Here is a 23,450-nt window from a genome sequence, read left to right on the forward strand (position 1 = left end):
AGCCGTTTTGCCAGCATTGATGAACACGACTGAAATTTCTTCACTTCCTCTTGTCGTTGCAGGTCCGATCCTACGTAAAGTGACCGCAACTGAAATCAATATTTGGCTAGTCACCACCCAACGCTTGGAGGGTATGGTGCAAATTACGGATGAAAATGCCTCCATCCTTTATCAAGCCCCTTTAAGTGAACAAAAAGAACAGCTTCAAATCGGCCTCAATGCGTGGTGTTGCTTACTTAAATTAGAAGGCGAGTTTCCAACCCATCAAGCGTTACGCTATCAAATAAAAACGCAATATGGATTAGTGACGGAACTGCTCCCTCACCTGACTTATGAGCGAGATAATACGCCAAACTTGGGTATTGAGTTCCTCGTTAGTGAAAAAGCGGATTATCTCCTACATGGCTCTTGCCGTAATCCCCATCACTTCAGTGATGATACATTGGTCGCTGCGGATCATAAAATCGCGTCTCAATCCATTGAAGAAAGACCGGATATGCTCATCATGAGTGGTGATCAAATCTATGCAGACCATGTTGCAGGCCCCACTCTCGATGCCATTGAGCAAGTCATAGCTTTATTGGGTTTGCCAGGCGAAGAATTCGATCAAGCTCCGATAAAAAATACCAATGAGCTCTACCAACACCCTGCTTGCTATTATGGTCGAGATAAATTGTTGCCTCATTATGTGAGTGATGACAGTTTACTAAGTAAGTTTTTTCCACACCGAGGGACACCAATATTCAGCGCCAAAGAGTGTGAGAATCACCTAATAAGCTTTGCTGAGTGCTTTGCAATGTACTTATTGGTTTGGTCTCCGACCTTGTGGAAGCTTGTTCGAACGGATCGTTTATTAGAAAACGAATTTACTGTCGGCGGAGAAGTTCTTGAACCCAAATGGCAGCAGCAATGGCGCGAAGAAAAAAAACAAATTGATAAATTCGTCGCAGGTCTGGACAAGGTTCAACGCTTACTCGCTCACATTCCAACCTATATGATTTTTGATGATCACGATGTCACCGACGATTGGAATCTCACCATAGGCTGGGAACAAGCCGCATACAGCAACACGTTTGCAAAACGCATTATCGGTAATAGCTTGATTGCTTACTGGGTTTGCCAAGGTTGGGGAAATGCGCCAGAAAAATTCAATGATGAATTTATGAGCCTCGCTCAACGCTTTATCGATGAGCGAACCTCGCAAACCCAAGATGCATTTATTCAATATTTGTATCGCTTTGAGAATTGGCACTACACCATTCCTACGACACCAAAAGTTGTCGTGCTAGATACACGAACCAGACGCTGGCGTTCTGAGTCTAAAATGAACAAACCTTCTGGCTTAATGGACTGGGAAGCGATGATTGAGTTCCACCAAGAACTCGTGCACCAAGACAAAGTTGTTATTGTTTCTGCCGCGCCAATGTTTGGTGTGAAATTTATCGAAGCACTACAACGTGTGGTGACCATGCTTGGTAAACCATTGATGGTTGATGCTGAAAACTGGATGGCTCACCCCGGAAGTGCGAATACTCTTATTAGTATTTTCACACACACAAAGACACCAACTAACTTTGTTATTCTCTCTGGCGACGTACACTACTCTTTTGCATACGATATTAAGCTCCGCTATCGAAAAAACAGTCCGAATATCTATCAAATCACCTGTAGTGGAATTAAAAATCAGTTCCCTACACAACTGCTCAATATTTGTGATGGCCTAGATAGACTGCTATACAGCCCTCGCTCACCTTTAAACTGGTTAACAAAACGTAAACGACTCAAGATTTACAAACGCGCACCAAGTACGCACAACTTTTATCGCTTGGTTAACCATAGTGCCATTGGTGAGCTACGCCTTGATGATGAAGGCAAACCAAGTCAAATTAGTATTCTGACGAGTGATGGTGACGAAGTTCATTTTCCACCGACACGTGCTGAAAGCTGAGTATCAATCCCAAAATGACTTGCCCTTTGTAAGAGGCAAGTCACCTTGAACTAACTCAGGAGTTTAGTTTTTTTGGGGAGAAAGTGGCCGTTCTTAAATGTCAACGGCGTGCTAAATTTGGTATCGCACCTTGAGATCTTCCGTATTTATTACCATGTTAACCAAATAAACAATAGCTCGGTGTTCATTATGTTTAATTCTCTCACATCATTATTTAAACAACTCATTGATGGCTCTGATTTAAGCCAAACCAACACACTTTCCCCTAACATGGCTATCGCGTGTTTGCTTTGTGAAGTTTCTGGCGCAGACCATAGTGTCGATGATAGAGAACAAGAAACAAAGCGCTCTTTATTGATGAAACTGCTTTCGTTAAATGAAGAAGAATCAAATACTTTGTTAGAGCAAGCGCAACAGAAAATAAAAGATTCCGCTTCGCTGTACGACTTTACCTCTCAACTAAGAGAACTGACTCAAGAAACTCGTTACAACTTAATCAAAAGCATGTGGGAAGTCGCTTACGCAGACGGCGAAATTGACCCGCTAGAAGACGCGGTGATCCGTAAAACAGCAGAGCTACTCTATGTTGATCACAGCGAGTTCATTCGAGCGAAGTTACAGTCTCAGTAAAGTGACGAGATGAGTATATAAGTCGCTGGCTAACTCTAAGCTACCCCTAGAATGACAACAGATATCGCTTCTGTAGCCATAAAAAAACGCGCACTCTGCGCGTTTTTCAATAAGCCAACGACATTGTTATTAAAATACTGGTCAAGGTATGTGTTTAGCTCTTTCCACACTAAACAGACTGCATGACAAAACAACAATGGTTGGATGATTATTTAATTACAAGCTAGCTAGGTTCGAATAACTAAAACATGGTCAAAGCAAGCTTAGCTAAGTTGTATGCATCTACATAGCCAGAGTGTTGACGCCCTTCCCAGTCTATTCCTTTTGCTTCTTGAGCGGCTCGATGGCCTATACGTTTATCTTTAAGACGATTTTGAATACGGTAGAGTGTCGCTAAGTTGATGAACTCTGTGAACGGCGCTTCAATACCTTTTTGCTTACACTCTTCTAGAAGAATGAGGTCATCTCGCCCCCAAGATGCAAAGATTTTGTTGCGACCACCGAAGTTCTTAACCATGGATTTAAGCACTTCTTCTAGTGGGCGTCCTTGTTTTTCAATCTTACGTGGTGTGATGCCCGTTAACTCAGCGCAAAACAGAGACACTTCATCGTGTTCTGGTTTCACGTAGTATTGAGCACGCTTGACTATCTCACCTTTAGACAAATCTATTTCAGCTAACCCCACTTCGATAATTTCACCCGTGCTGCCGACGCCATTTTCGTTCCAGCAACACATTTCTAAATCGAAGCATACAATACGGTTATGGTTCATAGTTTGCCTTGGTTCCTAACATAAAATTTAAAGCGTGCGATTCTATCGTAACACGGCGTAAAACTCGAATTTGTGCGCCCATTTAATCGCCGATCGACACATTATTACGGCCGTTTTTTTTACTCAAATAGAGTTGACTGTCCATTTTGTGATACAAGCTCTCAGGATCTTCTTCTTTATGGATAACCGCACCGATACTCAACGTACAGATGATTGACGCATCACCATAATCAAAAGCCGTACTTGCCACAACACTCCGTAACTTTTCTAGGTAAGCTTCTAGCACCGCTCTATCAATGACTTTAGAAATAATACAAAACTCGTCACCACCAGCGCGGTAAAACTTATCTCCCGGTTTTAAATTAGCACTGACCAGCTTAGTGACATGTTGCAACGCTTCATCTCCACCTAAATGGCCGTGTTTGTCATTAATCACTTTGAAGTGGTCGATATCAAAACCAACCAAGGCGAAGTTAACACCTTTGTTTATCTGATTAAGCAAGTGATCGTTGAATGCTCGGCGATTCAGTAGTTGAGTTAGAGGGTCTCGCTCTGCCATTCTTTTTAATTCAACGGTTTTAAGCTCCAACATGACCGCTAAGCGCTCTTTTTCTCGAGACTGTAAATTCACAATCCAACTGATCAAAAAGGCGATTACCAATCCGGCTAGCGTCGTGCCCGCTAAAATAGAACGCTCCCAAGCTGAGACTGCGTCAGAAAGTTTAAAGTCAATACGCCATTCACGGTTAGGCAGTTGAATGGTTCGGCTTATAACGGTTCCTCGAATGTTATCCCAGCTAGAACTTTGAAAGAGAACAGGGTCATCTGCTGCGTCGAATCCCAAGTCTTCTACGCGCACCGACATATCGAGCTCCGTCGCGGTTTTCGTAATCAAATCCTCAAAGTAAACCGTACTTCGGATAACACCGGTCACTACTCCTAATAAATATTTGTTCTCGAAGTCGAACACTGGATGGAACACCAGCAACCCAGTCTTAGGTATGGACTTGTCATAACCATCTTGCAGTAAGCGAACTTTATCCGAGACATTCGCTCGCCCATTTTCGGAAATATCATCCAAGATTAAATCGAAGCGTTTGCGCGAAAAATAGAAACCCAATAGAGAAAGGTTTTCCGGTGTTCTTGGGTAGATATCCGACGCGATAAAAATTGGCTCATTGTGTTCAAAAATGTACCCGTAGGTTTTGGGACCATCTTTAGGAACGGTAAACGGTTGGAAGTTTGGAAATTTTTGACGGGTCTTTAAAATATGTTCATCAAGATCTTCGAATTCGACCTTTTGCATCCATTGAAGCCCAATGAGACTTCGCGAGCTGTTAATCACTTGTTCCGCATACATCGGAAACGATGGCCAATAGCGTCGCTCAATCGAATGGAAAAAGTTTGCGCCCGCACCAATGAACTTTAGATCATTCTCGACGTTTGCTTTAAGTGATTCTGCTTGTCGGTCGGCTAAAGTATCAAACGTCGTCTGTGTATACCGTTGCTGCATTGTATAAGCAGCACCTACTACACCAGCAGTGACACATAAAGTCGCCAAAAAAGCTAAAATAGAGTCTGAATGTCGTTTTATAAAGCTCTTATGAGCGGTGCTTTGTGTCATATCGTAATTTTTGATACTTCCGTAAGTTAAACTTCGGGATCTATTGAAATACTGCGTTAGCAATGCACAAACATCAAGCAACAACCTATATTGGGGAGTCTGATCGTCGATTTTTCACGCTGTTCGTACGGTATAGTCACGAATTATTACAGCCTTAAGCCTTGAATATGCTACCATCCGTCATCATTTTAATGTCTAAACTTGGTGCAAGATCGCAAAGACGATCGTTTTAGTGAACAAATATGAGCCAATACTGAGCACCAATAAATCAATAGAAAGAGAAAAAACGTCATGAACATTGATTTGAACCTAATTCCTCAAACGTTCGATATGCTTCACGCTGGCCTAACCGCATCGAGCGTTTTGCTTCTTCTAGTTGCAGTGTCGCGCAAATCAAAAGTGGTCGAGAAAGTGGTAGAAAAACCAGTCGAGAAAATCGTCGAGGTTGAGAAACCAGTTGAGAAGATCGTTGAAGTAGAAAAAGTAGTGGAAGTAGAGAAAGTCGTAGAGCGTGTTGTAGAAGTTGAATCAAAGCTTGCAACCGCATCAACAGACTCTGCAATGCAGCTGCTTTCTATCATGCAACAAGAAGCTCGTCTGATTGACTTCTTAAAAGAAGACCTAACGTCATTCTCTGATGAAGAAGTAGGCGCAGCCGCTCGCGTAATCCACACTGGTGGTCAGAAAGTACTGAACGACTACGTGACGCTAGCGCACGTTCGTAACGAAGACGAAGAAACTCGCATTACGGTTGAAGAAGGCTTCAACCCACAAGAAATCCGCCTAACTGGCAACGTAACAGGCAGCGCGCCATTCAACGGCACACTAGTTCATAAAGGCTGGAAAGCAACATCAATGACGTTGCCTAAACTGGCTGAGAACTACGATGCATCTGTGATCGCTCCAGCTGAGGTTGAGCTGTAATGGAACACATGAACCAAGAAAACCATTCTCAAGAAGCGTCTGTTGAAACTCAACAGACACCTAAATTCAGTGTTGGTATCGACTTAGGTACAACACACTGTGTCATGTCTTTTGTTGATACACACGACGAAGACGCTCGCGTTGAAGTGATGCCTATCCCGCAGTTGACTGCGCCGGGTACGGTAGAGACTCGTAGCCAATTAGGCTCTTTCCTATACCAGCCGCACGAGCACGAAATGAACCCGCAATCACGCGTTCTTCCGTGGTCGAGCGAGCCAAAAGCTCTGGTTGGTGCAATTGCACGTAACCTAGGTTCGAAAACGCCAATTCGTCTTGTTGCAAGTGCGAAATCTTGGCTTTGCCACGCTGGTGTGAACCGTCGTGATGCTTTCCTGCCTGCAGGTAGCCCAGAAGACGTGGAAAAAGTATCCCCTCTTCGTGCGACAGAGCTTTACCTAGAGCATCTAAAAGACGCTTGGAATCACACGAATCCAAATCACAACCTTGCCGATCAAGACGTAACTATTACAGTTCCTGCTTCTTTTGATCCTGCTGCTCGCGATCTAACTGCAGAAGCAGCACGTAACGTTGGCTTTGTGCACCTAACGCTTCTAGAAGAGCCACAAGCTGCACTTTACAACTGGATTGATAACAGCAACGACAAATGGCGCGACGAAGTTGAAGTTGGCGACATCGTGCTTGTAGTCGATATCGGTGGTGGTACAACCGACCTTTCTTTGGTTGAAGTAACCGAAGACGACGGCAACCTAACTCTGAACCGCATCGCGGTAGGTGAACACATCCTACTTGGCGGTGACAACATGGACCTTGCACTTGCGTACCGCTTGAAGATGAAGCTAGCGCAAGAAGGCAAAGAGCTACAGCCATGGCAAGTGCAGGCAATGACACACGCATGTCGCGACGCGAAAGAAGCGCTATTGAACGACAGCGAACTTCAGTCAGTGCCAATCGTAGTACCAAGCCGTGGTTCTAAACTGCTTGGCGCAACGCTGAAAACAGAACTGACTCAAGAAGAAGTACAACAAACACTGGTTGACGGCTTCTTCCCTCAAGTTGCGATTACGGACCACCCTGTTCAACGTAACCGTGGCGCACTAACGCAAATGGGTCTGCCTTACGCACAAGATGCAGGCATTACTCGTCACATTGCAGCGTTCTTGTCTAAGCAAGCCAATGCTCTTTCTGCTTCAGGAAATGGCGCAGAAGCAGCAGCTCAAGATTTCAACCCATTCGCTAACATGCCTGGTATGCCAGGTGCGGATGCAGCGCAATCAGCTGACTTCATCAAGCCAACCGCAATCCTATTCAACGGTGGTGTTCTGAAATCGAAACTTCTAGCAACTCGTCTAGAAGACACGATCAACGAATGGCTAATTGAAGCAGATGCTGAAATGGCAAAACGCCTAACAGGTGTGGATCTAGACCTTGCTGTTGCTAGCGGTGCGGCTTACTACGGCTCTGTGCGTCGTGGTCAGGGCGTTCGTATCCGTGGTGGTATTGCTTCGGCGTACTACGTGGGTATCGAAAGTGCGATGCCAGCTATTCCGGGCATGGCGCCGCCAATGGAAGCACTTTGTGTTGCACCATTTGGTATGGAAGAAGGCTCAAGCGTTGACGTACCAAGCCAAGAGTTTGGTTTGATCATCGGCCAGCCAGTTAACTTCCAATTCTTCGGCTCAACGGTTCGTCGTGATGACCTAGCAGGTACTCACCTAGACTACTGGGCACCAGAAGAGCTTGAAGAGCTACCAGAAATCCAAGTAACGCTGCCTGTATCTGAAGGTCGTCGTGAAGGTGAAGTGGTTCCAGTAACTCTTGCTTCTCGCGTCACAGAGCTTGGCACGCTTTACTTAGAAGCCATCGCCGCAGATAACGGGCAAAAATGGCATGTTGAGTTCGATGTGCGCGAAGACGCGAAAAGTGACTCAAACGAAGAACAATAATTAGAAGTCAAACGGCATCCAATCGGGTGCCGTTTTTAAATACACGAAGGTTTGGTTTTGTATGGCATCTCCTCGTTTTCTTGTTGGTATTGACCTTGGCACCACAAACACTGTGGTGGCCTACTGTGAAATAACCGACAACCTTGAACAATCCGAAGTATCCCTATTTGACATTGACCAACTGATTGGTCCGGGCGAAGTCGTTCGTAAACCACTTCTGCCCTCTTTCCGCTATCATCCAGCTGTAGGTCAAATCTCCCCTTCTGACCTCACTCTTCCTTGGGACAACGAACCTGTTGCTGGCGACATTAACAATGTCATCGTTGGTGAATGGGCTCGCGAATTAGGCGCGAAAGTAGAAGGTCGTCAGGTATCCAGCGCGAAAAGCTGGCTCTCACACCAAGCGGTTGATCGTAACTCAGATATTCTTCCTTGGGCTGGTGCGCAAGACGTGGATAAAGTCTCGCCAGTTATTGCCAGCGCAAGTTACCTCAATCATATTCGTCAAGCATGGAACTACCGTCATCCAAGTAACAAACTCGAAGACCAAGACGTAGTTGTCACCGTTCCGGCATCATTTGATGAAACCGCACGTAAACTGACACTTGAAGCCGCCGAGCTTGCTGGCTTGAAAAAAATCGTCTTGCTTGAAGAGCCACAGGCGGTGTGTTACGACTGGTACGCACGCCACCAGCAAACCGCGGCTAACGAATTAAAAGATCTGCCACTAATCCTTGTTTGCGATGTGGGTGGTGGTACCACCGACTTGAGCTTGATTGAAGCAAGTTTCTCTTCTCAAGATGAACTAGCCCTTGATCGTATTGGTGTTGGCGAGCACTTGATGCTTGGTGGTGACAACCTCGACTTAGCATTAGCACATCTTGCAGAGAGCCGCTTCAACCAAAGTAAGAAGCTCACTGCAGCAAGCCTAACTAAGCTGATTCAGCAAACTCGCAAGGCGAAAGAGAACCTACTTTCAGCGAGTGCACCTGAAGAAGTAAAAATCACCATGCTAGGCAGCGGCTCGAAACTTCTTGGCGGAACAAAGAGTATTGGGCTGAGCAAACAAGAAGTGCACCAAATCGCTTTGGATGGCTTCTTCCCGCTTTCTGATTTCAGTGAAGTACCAGACAAGCGCCGCAGCGCCGTTGTCGAGTTTGGTCTTCCATACGTTGCTGACCCAGCAGTGAGCAAACACGTTGCTGAGTTCTTAACTCAGCACCAACAAGTTGCTCGTGCCGCTCTCGGCATTGAAGACGACAAACAAAATGCAATTCCAGTCGGTTTGCTTCTTAACGGTGGTGTGTTCAACAGTGAACTTGTGACTGAGCGAGTCACTACCCTCCTTTCCGATTGGCGCGGCGCTCCGGTTACGGTATTAGATAACCCACATCCAGATTGGTCTGTTGCACTAGGTGCTGTTGCGTTTGGTAAAGCACGTCGTGGTGCACAGCTAAAAATTGGTGGTGGTGCAGCGCGTTCTTACTTCTTGCACCTTCAAGAGAAGAACAAGATGGGCAAAGCGCTCTGTTTGCTTGCAAAAGGTACAGAAGAAGGTCATGAGATCCGCTTAAGTGGTCGTCGTTTCTCGCTTACCCTAGGTGAACCCGTTCGCTTTAACCTGCTGACGTCTACCCACGACACCTTAACCAATAACATCGCTATTCAAAACGGTGTGATGGTGGACGTTGATCCTGACTTATTTGCCCCTCTTCCGCCTTATATCACCACCCTTGAAGGTGAAGGTGCCGAACTGCAAGCCAACCAAAAAGAGCGCGTAGAAGTACAACTGGCATGTCAGTTGACTGAAGTCGGCACACTTAAGATGGAATGTGTCAGCGCAGAAGATGACAGCAAACGTTGGGAACTGGAGTTCGAAGTTCGTAACAAGCAAACCGACGACAGCGAGCAAGTTAAGCTTCACCCTAAACTGAACGAATGTAAGGAGCTGATCGCTCGCCTTTACAGCGGTAATAAGAAAAGCGCGGAAAGCAAAGAGATCAAAACCTTAGCCAAAGATCTTGAGAAGAAACTTGGCAAACGGGACGAGTGGGATTTCACTACCCTACGTCAACTGTTTGATACCTTTGCACAAGGTCGTAAGCGTCGCCGTCGTTCTGAACAACACGAGAAAAACTGGCTTCGTTTGGCGGGCTTTGCACTGCGTCCGGGCTTTGGCGATCCAACCGACTCATGGCGCATTGAGCAAGTTTGGGGTCTCTACCAGCAAAACATTCAGTTTAAGAACCATCAAGGTTGGACTGACTGGTGGGTATTCTGGCGTCGTATCGCAGGTGGTTTAAGCCAAGAGCAACAAGAAACCATCTTGGCGGACATCGCGAAATATCTCCACCCTGGTGCGATGAAAAACCCACAATCCGCTAAAGCGGCACAAGATATAGGTTACGAATCAATGGTACGTTTGTCAGCCTCTCTGGAGCATCTAGAAGTCGAAGACAAGGTTCTATTGGCAACGTGGTTCTTGAGCAAAGCCATCAACCATAACCAGTTCGAACAAGCACACTGGTGGGCAATGGGTCGCTTGGCATCACGTACGCCTTTATATGGCAGTCAGCATAACGTCGTTCCTCGTGAACAAGCGGAACAGTGGTTGCCTAAGCTGTTAGAGCAGAACTGGCAGAAAGAGCCAATGATCGCGTTTGCAGCCGTAATGATTTGTCGTAAGACGGGTGACCGCCTATTTGATATCTCAGACGACTACCGTGAACAGGTATTGGCTAAGTTGAAGCAAAGCAAGGTACCTGAATCTTGGGTATCATTGGTTGAAGAAGTCAAAGAGTTATCTGAGAGCGAATCAAAACGTATCTTCGGTGATGCACTGCCAAGCGGTCTGACGCTGGTAAATAACTAGGCTCTCACGCTTATAAACGCAACAAAGCCCTTCTCGTGAAGGGCTTTGTTTTATCTGATTCTAATAGCTGACGAAAAACGACTCGTTAGTTCATTTCCGTATTGATCACCACATCACGCGTTTCATTATCCATGTCACTAATGCCGACAACTGAGATTTCACGGTCAGATAAATTCTCAATCATGCTGTCTTCTAACCCACCGTCCGTCATCCACGCATAGAATTTTTCTGCAATACGATCCGAACCTTCCCCGACAAACGTTAATGTGACCTTCTTCATTTGTGACACTCCATCAATTTACGATTCAGCCACTTAAGCGTAGTATGTTTCACAAATATCGACATAAACTAGGACTAACTTCTTTTATGAGTATCGAAAAATTTGACGCGATTTATCAGCGCGCTGCCGAGCGTAAAGGTGGTGAAGATCAACTTGAAGCGCTTTTGTCTCATCCACTAAGCAAAGAAGAATTGGCAGCGATTCCCGACGACCGTTGGCTAGCCGCTTTTTCGATGAAGGTATTCCAAAGTGGGATTTCGTGGAGCGTGGTTCGCAACAAGTGGCCGAACTTCGAAGAAGTGTTCTTTGGGTTTAAGATTGAGCCGCTATTGATGCTGTCAGATGAGCAATGGGAAACCAAAGCAACCGACAAACGCATCATTCGCCACCTCACTAAAGTCATGTCGATTCCTGCCAACGCTCGTATGATCCACGAAGCAAAAATCGAATATGGCTCGTTTGGCAAAATGGTTGCTGATTGGCCGCAAGAGAAAATCACCGACCTATGGGCGTATTTGAAGAAACGCGGCAATCGCCTAGGCGGAAATACTGGCCCTTACACACTTCGTCAAATGGGCGTTGATACCTTTATCTTGTCTAGCGACGTGGAAGCTTACCTGCGTAATTGCAAGATCATTGAAGGTGGCAAAGATACGAAAAAATCGCTCGATGCAACCAACAAAGCGTTTGTTCAATGGCAGCAAGAAAGTGGTAGAAGCCTGTCTGAGATCAGCCAAATCATTGCGTTCAGCACCGGCGATAATCGCATTTAACAGAGACTGAACCCAAAACAAAACGGCGCACCAAATATTGGATTTAGTGCGCCGTTTTTATGTTCATTGGTTCAAGTACAGACTTACTTTGAAGCCAGTGATTCCCACTCAGTCAGTAGCTGCATAATACGGTGAGAGTCTTCCCATGTTGCACAAGGGTTCTCTAACGATGTACGCCCTGCTTCAACCGCTTGGCGAATATTGCGCACTTGATAGAAGAAAGCGTCTCCAGCTGCCGATACAGACACCTCGCGCTTCGACGTCTCGTAAATTTCCACACTAAACTGGTTTTCTTGCGTTGGTAGCCATGGGTTTGAATCTAACGTAATACAGCCTTTGCTACCCAGAATGGTGAATTGGTGTTTCAATCCGTGATCTTCGGCAGTGTGTACGATCGCCGTTTGTTGCTCACCAAATTGCATCATTAAGCTCGATTCACAGATATTACCGTCATGGCCTCTTCGGCCAATCGCCGTCATAAAGCGGTTTCCAAAGGCTTGTTCACCCAACATGGTTTTCACCACCAAATGCACTAATGATATTGGGTAGCAACCTAAGTTATACAAAGCACCTTTACTGTCTGGATTCACAAACTGCGCAATCGACGCTATATAAGAAGTATGGATCGAGCGAAGTTCACCAATCTCTCCTGATTTAAGCACAGAAACCAACTCGCTGATCAACGGGTGATGCAAGTACATCAAACCTTCAGCAAAGAATACCTTGTGCGTTTCGACTGCTTTTAGTGCCAACTCGGTTTTTTCCATATCTACCGACAGTGACTTTTCACACAGGATCGCTTTCCCCTGCTCTGCCGCTTTGACGATAAAGTCATGATGAAGGTGATTTGGCAGTGCGATGTAAATAATGTCGACTTGCTCATCAGCAATCAACGCATCGTAATCGGTGAACGTATTCTCGATGCCATATTGCTCAGCGAATGTCTTTAAGTTCTGCTCCGAACGCCCAGCAACCGCGTACAGTTCACTCTTGTCATCGCCTTGGATTGCTTCAGCCATGACACCTGAGATAAAGCTTGTGCCTAAAATGCCCCATTTCATGTTCGCCTCTCCTATTGAGCTTGGGTTTCGAATGCTTGGACTAACTCTGCCACTTCAGCAGCAATAAACGCTTGTGTATGCGGCATAGCAAAATGCGCTTCAATCGCGGTGCGGTTTTCATATCGCTCCCAAAGAATCACACGTTGTGGTTCTGTAGAATCGTAGGTCGCATTCGCTTGCAAGCACCCCGCTTCGCTTTGCATATCAAGGCAAAATTGTTCAATGGCTTCAACCACTTGTTGTCTTGGCTTATCGGCATTCATTTTCAGTTCGGCGGTAACAAAAATCGTCTCGCTCATGATGGCTCTCTTTCTCCATTCTTAATCATACGTCCACTGTAATTAACCTCATTTGATTGATAAACTCTGCTTTAGTTATTTCTTTATCAACTCTGGGTGTGTAATGGATAAATTAACAAGCATGAAGGTTTTCGCTTACGTGGTCGAACACGGCAGCTTTCGTAATGCAGCACACCACTTTGATATTTCACCGACCATGGTTGGCAAGCACGTGAGCTTTCTTGAGCAAAGCTTAGGTACACAGCTAATTCATCGCACCACGCGCAAACAGTCCCTGACCGAAGCTGGCAGACTCTACTATCAAGAGTGCCACCGCATTATTGAAGACATCACCAACGCAGAGAACCTGATCCAGACGCTGATCAACCGTCCAACCGGAACTGTAAAAGTTAACTGCCCTGTCACGTATGGCAAAAAGGTCATTGCTCCTATCGTGGCTGACTTCTTAGCTGAATTTCCCGATTTGAACGTTGAGCTAATGTTGGACAACAATTTGATTGACCCATATCGAAGCGAAGCTGACGTGATTATTCGAATCGGTGAGTTGGTCGATTCGTCGTTAGTCGCGAGAAAATTGGGTGAATACCACATGACTTACTGCGCCTCACCCTCTTACCTTGAGCAACATGCCCCTATCCAATCACTTGATGACTTAGCACACCATCATTGTTTGGGGTTTCAGTATCACCAAGGAGAAAGCCAACAAGTGGTGAACATGCCATCTAATACCTTTGGAAACAGCAACACCCGATTAACGTCTAACAATGGCGATGTACTTAAGTTCGCCGCGTTAAAAAGCTCTGGTGTTCTTATGCAACCAAAGATCTTAGTTGAGCAGGAAATCCAATCTGGTGCCTTGGTAGAAATTCTCCAGCAACATGCTCCCAAGCCAAAACCGATCCACCTGCTTTACCGTTCAAAACAGCTTTCCCTTAAAAACCGTACCTTGGTCGATTTTATTCTTTCTCATGTGAATCCATAACGTCACCCCATAAAGCGGCGACAATTTAACCATTTAATTAACTTTTATTGTCGATATGACAAATATTATTGCTTGTTAATTGTCTTTATTTTTCATGTTGTTAGTCAGAGACACCCATTAACTAGGCATAATTTATTGATTCACACCAATTGCATTGCTCTGACAAAGTGACTAGGATTGCCGCCTTTCCTGAGTGAACTATCAAAAAAATATCGAGAAATTTAATCTAATTTCTCTTCCTGTTCGTGTGCAATCACAACATTTACACTCATTTCAAATTGCATAAGCACATTCCTTTGCTTATGAAAACGACATTGATTTCTCAACGCTTTTAGTCACGTATGTGACTTTTTGGCTTGAGAGAGATTTTTATTCAAGGTAGGTCACAAGGACGCTACCCCTTGACTGCATTTACTGGAGGATAAGATGCCTAAAGGTCTAATGCTGACTGACTTAGCCATCGCTGGCTTACTATTGATTTTGGCAAAAGTCATTCGCGTTCACGCGCCTTTACTACAGCGTATGTACATTCCATCGGCGGTTCTCGCAGGATTATTCGGTCTATTTTTTGGACCAGCCCTGTTAGACGTACTGCCTTGGACCGATACGTTTACCGCTAACGCAAGCCTATTAACTGCTGCACTTTTTTCTGCGTTAGGTCTGGCAACGGATGTTCCATCACCTAAAACCGTCGCACAGCGTGCTGGCTCATTGTGGGCGTTTAACCAAATCGCTTCTGTTTCTCAGTGGTTGTTTGCAGCAATGTTTGGTCTAGTTCTCACAACCTTCTTCTGGCCAGAGATTAATCCTGGCTTTGGTGTGACAATGTCTGCGGGCTTTATGGGCGGACATGGCTCTGCATCTGTTGTTGGTGAAATCTTCACGGGGCTTGGCTGGGAAGATGGCTTCACACTTGGCTTAACGTTCGCAACCGTGGGTATTTTCATCTCGATTTCTGTCGGCATGCTCATGCTGCAATTCGCATTGAAGATGGGTTGGATTCGTAGCTTTACGACCTTCGACAGCATGGACGAACACGAACGCAAAGGCCTTGTTAAGCCTGATGATCAAGAACCGGTAATGAAAGACACCATGTCTTCCCTGTCGGTTGATTCTTTCGCGATTCACGCTGCGTTAGTGGTTGTCGTAACCGCTTTCTCTTATGTCGCCGCCAACTACTTGTCTTCTTTCCACGATAAGGTGCAGATCCCGACGTTTGTAACTGGCTTCCTTGGCGGCATGCTCGTGCGAATCGTCGCGAAACAAACGAAAGCTTCACGCTATCTTTGTGACGGTGCATTCAAACACGCTGCGGGCATCAGTACCGATTATTTGATTATCTTTGGTATCTCAGCCATCAAGATTACCGTCCTAGCCCAGTATTTAATGCCGATGGTAGTGCTTGCAATCGGCGGTATCGCCTTCACACTATGGCTAATCTTCTGGGTTGCCCCACGTATCATGGGAGAAGATTGGTTCGAGAAAGGCATTTTCTCTTGGGGTTGGTTAACCGGTACAGTTGCCATGGGTATTGCGTTGCTTCGTATTGTTGATCCAAAAATGCGTAGCAAGGTGCTTGATGATTACGCCATCGCTTATGTCCCTGGCTCAATCACTGACATCTTCATCATCTCTTTGATGCCAATCGCGATGTATAACGGCATGCACTGGCAAGCGCTTGGTGTAGGATTAGGTTACATCGCAATTGTCTTATTTATTTGGCGATTCATTTTTAAACGTAACAGCAGTGCTCTGACACACGAATCTTAGTCGCTATACTCGGGAGGATTTTTATCCTCTCGAGTTCATTCCTTGGTTTTTATCAAAATCACTCCTCATCTCGAAAATAAGCAACTTGTTTTATATTTGAGATTTGCAATCCCGATCTCTTATTATCATTCTTTTTTAATACTTGACCTGAACGTTTCTATATCAGAATAGCCGCCTATTCGTTTCTAAAACATGGAGAAAGGCTGTGCGTCGCTCTCAAGGATTTACTCTTATTGAACTCATTGTGTGCATCATCATTCTTGGTATTGTAAGCGTCGTTGCATTTCCTAAATTTCTTGGCTTACAAAAAGATGCCAGAGTGGCGGTTCTATATGGAGCCAGAGAAGCACTCATGACCGCCAACAACTTTGTCTACACCAAAGCAGTGATTCAATCTCAAGAGACAGTAGATGGCGGCATACAATATAACATTGATCTAGATAATGACGGCCATAACGACCTAATTGGTTACTTTGGATTTATCAAAAATGTTATTCCAGCAAAAGAGCTAGCAGGCTTTGATCCGCAACTCACTATCAACACTTGGTATGGGGTAGACAGCCCAGACGAGCCCTACTTCCTTATTGGTTTTGCAAACAAGCCTGTTGGTCCAGAACATATGTGTTATGTCGAAGTTTACTACCCAGAAACTCCTGGTGGCCAAGTGAAATACAAAATACAAACTGACGATTGCTAATTCCCATATAGAGTGGCAGTAACACTTTTACTTTTGGTGTCTTCATCGTTATTGCAAGGTAATGGCTCCAAAACAACCATTAACAACTATTTCACATAATGTCGTCGCACAGTTAGCTCATAGAGATAAAACCAGTAATTTGCGCCGACACATGGCTATAATTGAAACAATCTATCGTTTTTAAACCCGCCTATAACTTGTGCTTGTAAACTCATCATTTCGCTCAATAATAGTTCTATAACAAATTCAATAATTTAAAGCGGGAGGCGTAATGAGAATATTCTGGCAGCTACGTTGGTATTTCCAACAAAAGTGGAGGCACTATGTCGGATCCATTCTGCTTTTCGCTGTGATATCAGCACTACAGCTTGTTCCGCCCAAAGCAGTTGGCATCATCGTTGATGGCGTCGTAGACAACACTTTAGATACAAATACGCTGATTCTATGGCTCTCAGGGTTAACTGTACTGATCTTTACTATTTATGGGTGTCGCATCTTATGGCGAATTTGGCTTTTCGGCGCAAGCTGGGAGCTCGGGACCATTCTACGTAACCGTCTATATAGGCATTTATCGACACAGCCACCTCGTTTTTTTGAACGTTACAAGACGGGGGATCTGATGGCTCGTGGCACTAATGATGTGCGTAATATCGTTATGACAGCCGGCGAAGGGGTTTTAACCGCCGCAGACTCTTTGATCACTGGTATTGCGGTTTTAATCATTATGCTAACGCAAGTAAGCTGGAAGCTCACCGTAATGGCGCTTCTTCCAATGCCATTTCTTGCCATCATCATCTTCTTTATTGTGCGTATCCTACATCAACGCTTTCGTGTCGCTCAGGAAGCCTTTTCTACCATGTCAGACATGACACAAGAGTCACTTAATGGCGTGCGAATGCTGCGTGCTTTCGGATTAGAAAACCAAGAGCAGCAACGTTTTGAAGAGGTTGTGGATGATACTGGCGAGAAGAACATCGCTGTCGCAAGAGTCGATGCTAGATTTGACCCGGCAATTCAGTTAACCATCGGTCTTTCTTTCCTTCTTAGTGTCGCTGCTGGTGCTTACCTTGTTGATAAAGGTGAGATCACGCTTGGTGATCTGACCGCATTTACGATGTATTTAGGGTTGATGATATGGCCGATGCTGGCATTCGCATTCCTATTTAACATTTTAGAAAGAGGCTCTGCCGCATGGAACCGACTACAAGAGATCTTTGATGAAAAGCCAGAAATTATCAGTGGTAATAAGCCAATAGAAAATAAACCACTTCCGTTAAAAATTGATATCGACGATTTCCACTGGTCTAGTGATTTACCGCCCGCTTTGACGGAAGTAAACATCGAACTTGAACCCGGAAAAATGTTGGGAGTTGCAGGGCCTGTAGGAAGCGGAAAATCGACCCTGTTAACACTACTTTTGCGTCAACATGATTTAGAAAACGGCTCAATTAAATTCGGGGATGTCGAGATCAAGGATGCCCTACTACCGCAGTGGCGCAACCGTTTTGCTGTCGTTAACCAAAGTCCGTTTCTATTCTCCAAATCTATCTTCGAAAATATTGCCTTAGGCAACCCTAATGCAGAGAAAGAAGAAGTCTATAGAGCAGCAAAGTTAGCCTGTATACATGACGATATTGAAAAGTTTCCTGAAGGCTATCAAACAGAAGTTGGTGAAAAAGGCATTACACTCTCCGGCGGGCAAAAACAACGTATTGCGATAGCACGCGCTATGCTGCTGAATGCTCAAGTGTTGGTTTTGGACGATGCACTTTCCGCTGTTGATGGACGGACCGAACATCAAATCCTTAAGAATTTGGAAACATACTACCGTAATCAGGCCCTAATCGTTATTGCGCACCGCCTCACCGCTTTGGAAGCAGCAGACGAGATCATTGTATTGAATCACGGACACATTACTGAACGTGGGCAACATAGCGCGTTATTAGCGCATAAAGGCTGGTACGCCGAGATGTTCGAGTATCAGAAACTAGAGCAGGCGATGGAGGAATAATGAATGAACCAGACCAGCACGTTTAAACGGTTAATGTCTTACCCATTATCTCAACCAAAGCCAATGATTAAAGGACTCGCCTTGCTGTTTATTGCAGCGTTAGCTAGCGCCGGCGGCCCTTGGTTGATTCAATATTTCATTGATGAGCACATCGCTAAAGGTGACTATTCACAAAGTGTTCTGATTTCGCTAGCAGTAGGTTATATCGCTCTTCAGATCGTATCGGCAACATTCCAGTATTTTCAGTCATTGCAATTTAGCATTGTCGCGGCTAACACGATCAAAGCGATTCGTAAGCAAGTATTTTCTGGCGTGATTAAGCAGCCGTTATCTGCGTTTGATTACACTCCTGCTGGAAAATTGGTGTCGCGAATCACCAACGATACGGAATCTTTACAGCAATTTTATGAGCTTTTGATCGCGACCGTGGTGAAAAACGTGGTCATGATTGTCGTAATGCTTGGCGTTATGTTTTTCATGAGCTGGAAGCTCACACTCGTTGTGCTTGTATTGCTGCCGATCGTCATCGGCTTTATGTACTTGTTTAAGCAGCTAAGTACAGAAAGCTACCGAAAGATGCGTGACCTATTGACCGATATAAATGCGAATCTGAGTGAATCCATTCAAGGGATGAGTGTCATTCAATTAATGCAACAAGAAGAGCGTTTTAATAAACAGTTCAACGAGCTAACCGCAGAGCATCTGGTGGCATCTAAACGAGTGATTCGGCTAAACGGCTATCTGCTAAGACCATTAATGGACTTACTCGCTGGTCTTGCGTTGCTTTGCTTGGTTGCGATCTTTGGTTTTAATGGTATTGAGTTGATTGGTGTGGGGGTACTGTATGCATTTATCAGTTATCTTGCGCGAGTTACTGAACCACTAATTGAGATGACTCAGCAACTTGCTCTACTTCAGCAGGCGTTAGTGTCAAGCGAACGTGTTTTTGAATTGATTGACGCGAAAGAACAAACTTACGGGGACGATCATCAACCATTAAGGTCAGGTGCTATCGAACTTAAAGACCTCACATTTAGCTACGATGGTAAACAGGACGTCCTAAAAGACATTTCGTTGAAGGCCAACCACCAAGACTTTATCGCGCTTGTCGGGCATACAGGAAGCGGTAAAAGCACATTAGCGTCACTGTTAATGGGCTTTTATCCAACGCAATGTGGTGAACTGCTCATAGATAGTCGTCCACTTAAAACATTAGGGAAAGACGTACTTCGCAAAGATGTGGCAATGGTTCAACAAGATCCACATATTCTCCCTGCTTCAGTCAGAGAAAACATCTCTCTCAGTCGGGCAGTTGATGACAATCAAATATGGGATGCGTTAGACAAGGTTGGTTTGGCAGAACAAATTCATCGTTACCCTAACGGGCTAGACACGCAGTTAGGTCAAGGCGAAACTAATTTATCTGCGGGTCAGAAACAGCTTTTGGCGTTAGCACGTGTGCTTGTGGTAAAACCTAAGATATTGATATTGGATGAAGCAACCGCAAATATTGACTCAGGAACAGAGGCTTTAATCCAAAAGAGCTTGGCGGTACTCAGACAAGACATGACGCTCGTTGTTATTGCTCATCGGCTTTCAACTATCCTAGATGCAGACCAAATCATTGTTCTTCATCATGGGGAGTTAGTCGAGAAAGGCACACACAAAGCACTCTTAACGCAAAATGGTCGCTATGCCCAAATGTATCAGTTACAGCAAGCAAACCGACATCTACAACAGATTGAAGAAGACACCAAGCAACTCGAAGAAGCGGTGTGATTTTATGCCCGTGCCTTCTTTTTATTTAGTCGGCATGGGCATAATTGGTGTAACTTCAAAATTTAACCTGTTAGCTTCCAATTTCTTCATAATGTGAACTAATTTTCTATTTCTTACCTATTATTGACATAACCCCTCGCTATATCGCGCAAGGTCGTTGTAAAATCGTACGGTACTTAAGTCTACTGCCTGTGGCATTGGACTGAATTCCGCTTTCTAATTATGCACATTAATCTCATGACACAAGTCCATGGACAAAGATAAGTTTACTAACATCTATCGCTTGCCTGGTTCGATTCAAATTCGTATCGGTAAATGGCAAAAGACGTTCCGCGGCACCTCTGATTTAGTTTTACATCAGGCGCTAATGGAGCGTAATAAGCAATTTAAGAAGCCAGACTTTTTACCTAAAGGCTGGTGTGTCACTCCTATTGATGAAAACGACATTACCATTACGCATCACGGTAAATATATCCAAACCGTTATGCGCACAATGCTGGACAGAAAGGTCTCATACAAGCGACTGTTCCTATCTCGAATGAGTCTCGAAGATGGTGAAAAAGTGCTCCACAATTACAAGCTGGAGTGGGTAAGAAAACATAACCAGATCGCCAAAAAGTACAATCAAATTAAAAAGAAACAATATATGAACTTTGCAAGAGAAGAAGAGGAAACCCTCTACCCTTCGATTCCAAAGGGTGAGTTTGACAAAACATTATGGAACAAACTTGTCGTATCATCGTTTGGTCCGCAGAAAAAGTACAAAAACCCGCACTTTGTCCGTAAAGCCGATTTCTAAATAAACACCCCTAAAGTTAGGGGTGTTTATTTATACGTTAACTCACCAGTCGTAAGTTAAACTTGCAATAACATTTTGTCGGTCGCCATACCAACAAAAGCCATCACATGTCGCTATGTACTTTTTATCCGCGATGTTTTTAGCTGCGACTTGTAACTTGTAATCGCCGATTCGATAACTGACCGTCGCATCCATTAAGAAATAACTTGGTACTTTTAGTCTCTCTTCATTGTCTCCGTATGACTCACCTGTATAGCGCGCGCCTAAGCCAACAGCAAAGCCATCAAGAGGTCCATCAAAGAAACGATAATGTGCCCAAGCTGATGATACGGTATTCGCCACTTGGGAAGGCGTTTTGCCAACCCATGCCTTATTGATGTCTTGTTTTATCTCTGCATCAACGTACGCAATGTTCCCGATCAATGTTAAGGATGGTGTCACATTAGCTACAGCTTCAAACTCAACGCCGTTATTTTCTATTTTTCCTATTTGCGTTAATTCACTCAAGTAGATACGAGCCAAGTTTTCTTTTGTTGCCCGATACGTTGCAATATTGAAATAACCATCAAATGAATCCGGTTGGTATTTCATACCGATTTCAAATTGATCACCGCTTTCAGGCTTCGCTGACTTACCATTGCTGTCTTCTTGAATAATTGGATCAAAGTACTGAGAGTAACTAAAGTATGGCGTGAAGCCAGAATCAGAAATATAAGCCGTTCCCACGCTAAACGTCCACTCTCCATTATCGACTTTCGTGCGAGCACCAGTGGTAACATTATGTACTTCATTACTTGTATCGTCGTAACGTGCCCCCAATAACATCGCCCATTTATCGTTGATCAGCATATGATCTTGAAAGTAGACGCCGAGCTGCTGATTATCGATTTTCGTTCTTTGCTTATCGGTTTCGCTCAATGGTTGTAGCGTATTCGGATTGAGTAACATTATGTTATCCGAATAAGTAGGATTAAATACATTAAACCTAGGATCGGGCAAAGCTCCCATTGGTGTGTTTAATAATGCATTACCATTAGCAACTATAGGGTCATTGGCAAAATCTTTACCATCGATACTGATCATTTGAAAATCTATGCCCAACATCAAGTTATGCTCAACACTTCCCCAATTTACTTGGTGCATCAAACGATTATCGATATTAAAAGCATCAGATGACCCATCTTCTGTTGAAGCACCCCTAAGTATGGTTTTGCGTTCATTTGATGGGTCCAAAGCCGGCCCCAACGCAGGCACGTCAGCCGAGTAAACGTACGAATACATTTGTCTTAGCTTAACATCCATTTCGCTGTAACGAGCTGCTTGAACAAATGAAGTGGTATCATTAAATGCATGAGAAAACTCATAGCCTAAAGACACCTGCTCACGCTCAAACGTCTCCCAGTTAGGATTGCCTATCGCTAAACTATCACTGATCTTTCCATTTTTGTTTGGCGTTAACGTTCCTTCAACTGGCAAAAATTGCAGATAAGGATCTGAGTCGTCTTTTTGATAGCTCGTTAGAAAGGTAATTTCAGACGTCTCATTAAATTTGTACGTCATCGATGGAGAGAGAAGAATGCGCTCTGCTTCTACCCCACTAATTCTCGTCCCATTTTTTCTCGCTAACCCTTGAAAGCGGAAAGCTAGCTGCTCACTCACCTCAGAGTTTACGTCAAGAGAAAGTTGTTTACGGTCTTCAGAACCGTACTCCAAAGATACAAGTCCTGATCCCCCATCAAATTGAGATCGCTTACTGACAACATTGATAACCCCACCTGGAGGGTTTTGCCCATAAAGAACAGACGCTGCACCACGTAAAACTTCAACCCTCTCTAACGCAAACGGATCTATTTGCCAACTATAGAAGCCAGAAGAATATAAACGGGTACCATCTTGATACAACCCGCTGTTCGCTTGTTTAAAACCACGAATAATAAACCAATCTTGCTTGTTATCTTCGCCGAAATAATTAGTTTGAATGCTTGGTGTGTACTGTAGTGCGTCAGAAATGCTAATAGAGGCACGATCATCCATTTGCTCTCGCGTAACAACAGACACCGCTCTTGGAGTCTCATTGATAGCAATATCAGTTTTCGTCGCTGCCCGACTCTTCGCTCCGAGATAACTAAAATCTGGACCAACTGCACTGTCTTGCTGCTGTCCAATCACAACTATATTTTCATCTTCCTGAGCCAAGACATTTGGCGTTGATAAAGCTAATACAACCGCCATCGACGTTGGTGTCAGCATAAACTGCCGAGTCAT

General features: G+C 44.5%; 18 protein-coding genes. 12 read left to right on the top strand and 6 right to left on the bottom strand.

Annotated elements, in window-relative coordinates:
* The first annotated feature begins 7 nt into the window (after window positions 1-7).
* Together R7P36_RS01010 and R7P36_RS01015 are read left to right on the top strand one after the other, a co-directional pair.
* The gene (locus R7P36_RS01010; protein ID WP_213899346.1) at window positions 8-1,948 is read left to right on the top strand and encodes an alkaline phosphatase D family protein; all 1,941 of its coding nucleotides are present in this window, start codon (window positions 8-10) and stop codon (window positions 1,946-1,948) included.
* Between the two features lie 189 nt (window positions 1,949-2,137).
* A complete protein-coding gene (locus R7P36_RS01015) occupies window positions 2,138-2,578 on the top strand; it encodes a TerB family tellurite resistance protein (protein WP_017820644.1) in 441 nt (146 codons plus the stop codon).
* A 241-nt stretch (window positions 2,579-2,819) separates the two neighbouring features.
* Here the strand turns inward: R7P36_RS01015 and R7P36_RS01020 are convergent, their stop codons facing one another.
* Complete coding sequence (locus R7P36_RS01020; RefSeq protein ID WP_005377684.1) at window positions 2,820-3,350, bottom strand: 3'-5' exonuclease; 531 nt, start codon at window positions 3,348-3,350, stop codon at window positions 2,820-2,822.
* A gap of 82 nt (window positions 3,351-3,432) precedes the next feature.
* Complete coding sequence (locus R7P36_RS01025; RefSeq protein ID WP_213899345.1) at window positions 3,433-4,974, bottom strand: sensor domain-containing diguanylate cyclase; 1,542 nt, start codon at window positions 4,972-4,974, stop codon at window positions 3,433-3,435.
* A 291-nt stretch (window positions 4,975-5,265) separates the two neighbouring features.
* Here R7P36_RS01025 and R7P36_RS01030 point away from each other — a divergent pair, with 291 nt between their 5' ends.
* The 3 genes from R7P36_RS01030 to R7P36_RS01040 all read left to right on the top strand — a co-directional run bounded on the left by R7P36_RS01030 (window position 5,266) and on the right by R7P36_RS01040 (window position 10,734).
* Entirely contained in the window at window positions 5,266-5,898 is a 633-nt protein-coding gene (locus tag R7P36_RS01030) for a DUF2760 domain-containing protein (RefSeq protein WP_017634945.1), read from the top strand.
* Window positions 5,898-7,862 (top strand): Hsp70 family protein, encoded by a 1,965-nt coding sequence (locus R7P36_RS01035; RefSeq protein WP_318121988.1) that lies wholly within the window; start codon window positions 5,898-5,900, stop codon window positions 7,860-7,862. The genes R7P36_RS01030 and R7P36_RS01035 overlap by 1 nt, the downstream gene beginning before the upstream one ends.
* A 61-nt stretch (window positions 7,863-7,923) precedes the next feature.
* Window positions 7,924-10,734, top strand: coding sequence for an Hsp70 family protein (locus tag R7P36_RS01040; protein ID WP_005377690.1), 2,811 nt, complete (start codon window positions 7,924-7,926; stop codon window positions 10,732-10,734).
* A gap of 85 nt (window positions 10,735-10,819) precedes the next feature.
* Here the strand turns inward: R7P36_RS01040 and R7P36_RS01045 are convergent, their stop codons facing one another.
* Complete coding sequence (locus tag R7P36_RS01045) at window positions 10,820-11,014, bottom strand: hypothetical protein (protein ID WP_005377692.1); 195 nt, start codon at window positions 11,012-11,014, stop codon at window positions 10,820-10,822.
* An 86-nt stretch (window positions 11,015-11,100) separates the two neighbouring features.
* Between R7P36_RS01045 and R7P36_RS01050 the strand changes: the two genes are divergently transcribed.
* A complete protein-coding gene (locus tag R7P36_RS01050; RefSeq protein ID WP_005377694.1) occupies window positions 11,101-11,787 on the top strand; it encodes a DNA-3-methyladenine glycosylase I in 687 nt (228 codons plus the stop codon).
* 83 nt (window positions 11,788-11,870) lie between these two features.
* Here R7P36_RS01050 and R7P36_RS01055 read toward each other — a convergent pair whose 3' ends face one another.
* Window positions 11,871-12,848, bottom strand: a complete 978-nt coding sequence (locus R7P36_RS01055; protein ID WP_033905244.1) for a Gfo/Idh/MocA family protein — start codon at window positions 12,846-12,848, stop codon at window positions 11,871-11,873.
* A gap of 11 nt (window positions 12,849-12,859) precedes the next feature.
* Window positions 12,860-13,147, bottom strand: coding sequence for a putative quinol monooxygenase (locus R7P36_RS01060; protein ID WP_005377698.1), 288 nt, complete (start codon window positions 13,145-13,147; stop codon window positions 12,860-12,862).
* A gap of 103 nt (window positions 13,148-13,250) precedes the next feature.
* On the opposite strand from R7P36_RS01060, the gene R7P36_RS01065 reads away from it, so the two are divergent.
* The 6 genes from R7P36_RS01065 (at window position 13,251) to R7P36_RS01090 (ending at window position 21,185) form a co-directional block, all read left to right on the top strand.
* Window positions 13,251-14,129, top strand: a complete 879-nt coding sequence (locus R7P36_RS01065) for a LysR family transcriptional regulator (RefSeq protein WP_005377700.1) — start codon at window positions 13,251-13,253, stop codon at window positions 14,127-14,129.
* Between the two features lie 426 nt (window positions 14,130-14,555).
* On the top strand, window positions 14,556-15,899 hold the full coding sequence (locus tag R7P36_RS01070; protein WP_005377703.1) for a sodium/glutamate symporter: 1,344 nt from the start codon (window positions 14,556-14,558) through the stop codon (window positions 15,897-15,899).
* 205 nt (window positions 15,900-16,104) lie between these two features.
* On the top strand, window positions 16,105-16,596 hold the full coding sequence (locus tag R7P36_RS01075) for a type II secretion system protein (RefSeq protein ID WP_005377704.1): 492 nt from the start codon (window positions 16,105-16,107) through the stop codon (window positions 16,594-16,596).
* A 271-nt stretch (window positions 16,597-16,867) separates the two neighbouring features.
* A complete protein-coding gene (locus R7P36_RS01080) occupies window positions 16,868-18,607 on the top strand; it encodes an ABC transporter transmembrane domain-containing protein (protein ID WP_031778970.1) in 1,740 nt (579 codons plus the stop codon).
* A 3-nt stretch (window positions 18,608-18,610) separates the two neighbouring features.
* Window positions 18,611-20,386: an ABC transporter transmembrane domain-containing protein gene (locus tag R7P36_RS01085; protein ID WP_005377709.1), complete on the top strand. Its 1,776-nt coding sequence runs from the start codon at window positions 18,611-18,613 to the stop codon at window positions 20,384-20,386.
* A 250-nt stretch (window positions 20,387-20,636) separates the two neighbouring features.
* Complete coding sequence (locus R7P36_RS01090) at window positions 20,637-21,185, top strand: hypothetical protein (RefSeq protein WP_005377712.1); 549 nt, start codon at window positions 20,637-20,639, stop codon at window positions 21,183-21,185.
* Window positions 21,186-21,227: 42 nt separating this feature from the next.
* Here R7P36_RS01090 and R7P36_RS01095 read toward each other — a convergent pair whose 3' ends face one another.
* On the bottom strand, window positions 21,228-23,450 hold the full coding sequence (locus R7P36_RS01095) for a TonB-dependent siderophore receptor (protein WP_213899343.1): 2,223 nt from the start codon (window positions 23,448-23,450) through the stop codon (window positions 21,228-21,230).

The organism is Vibrio sp. 397, assembly GCF_033339395.1.
Lineage (GTDB): Bacteria > Pseudomonadota > Gammaproteobacteria > Enterobacterales > Vibrionaceae > Vibrio > Vibrio alginolyticus.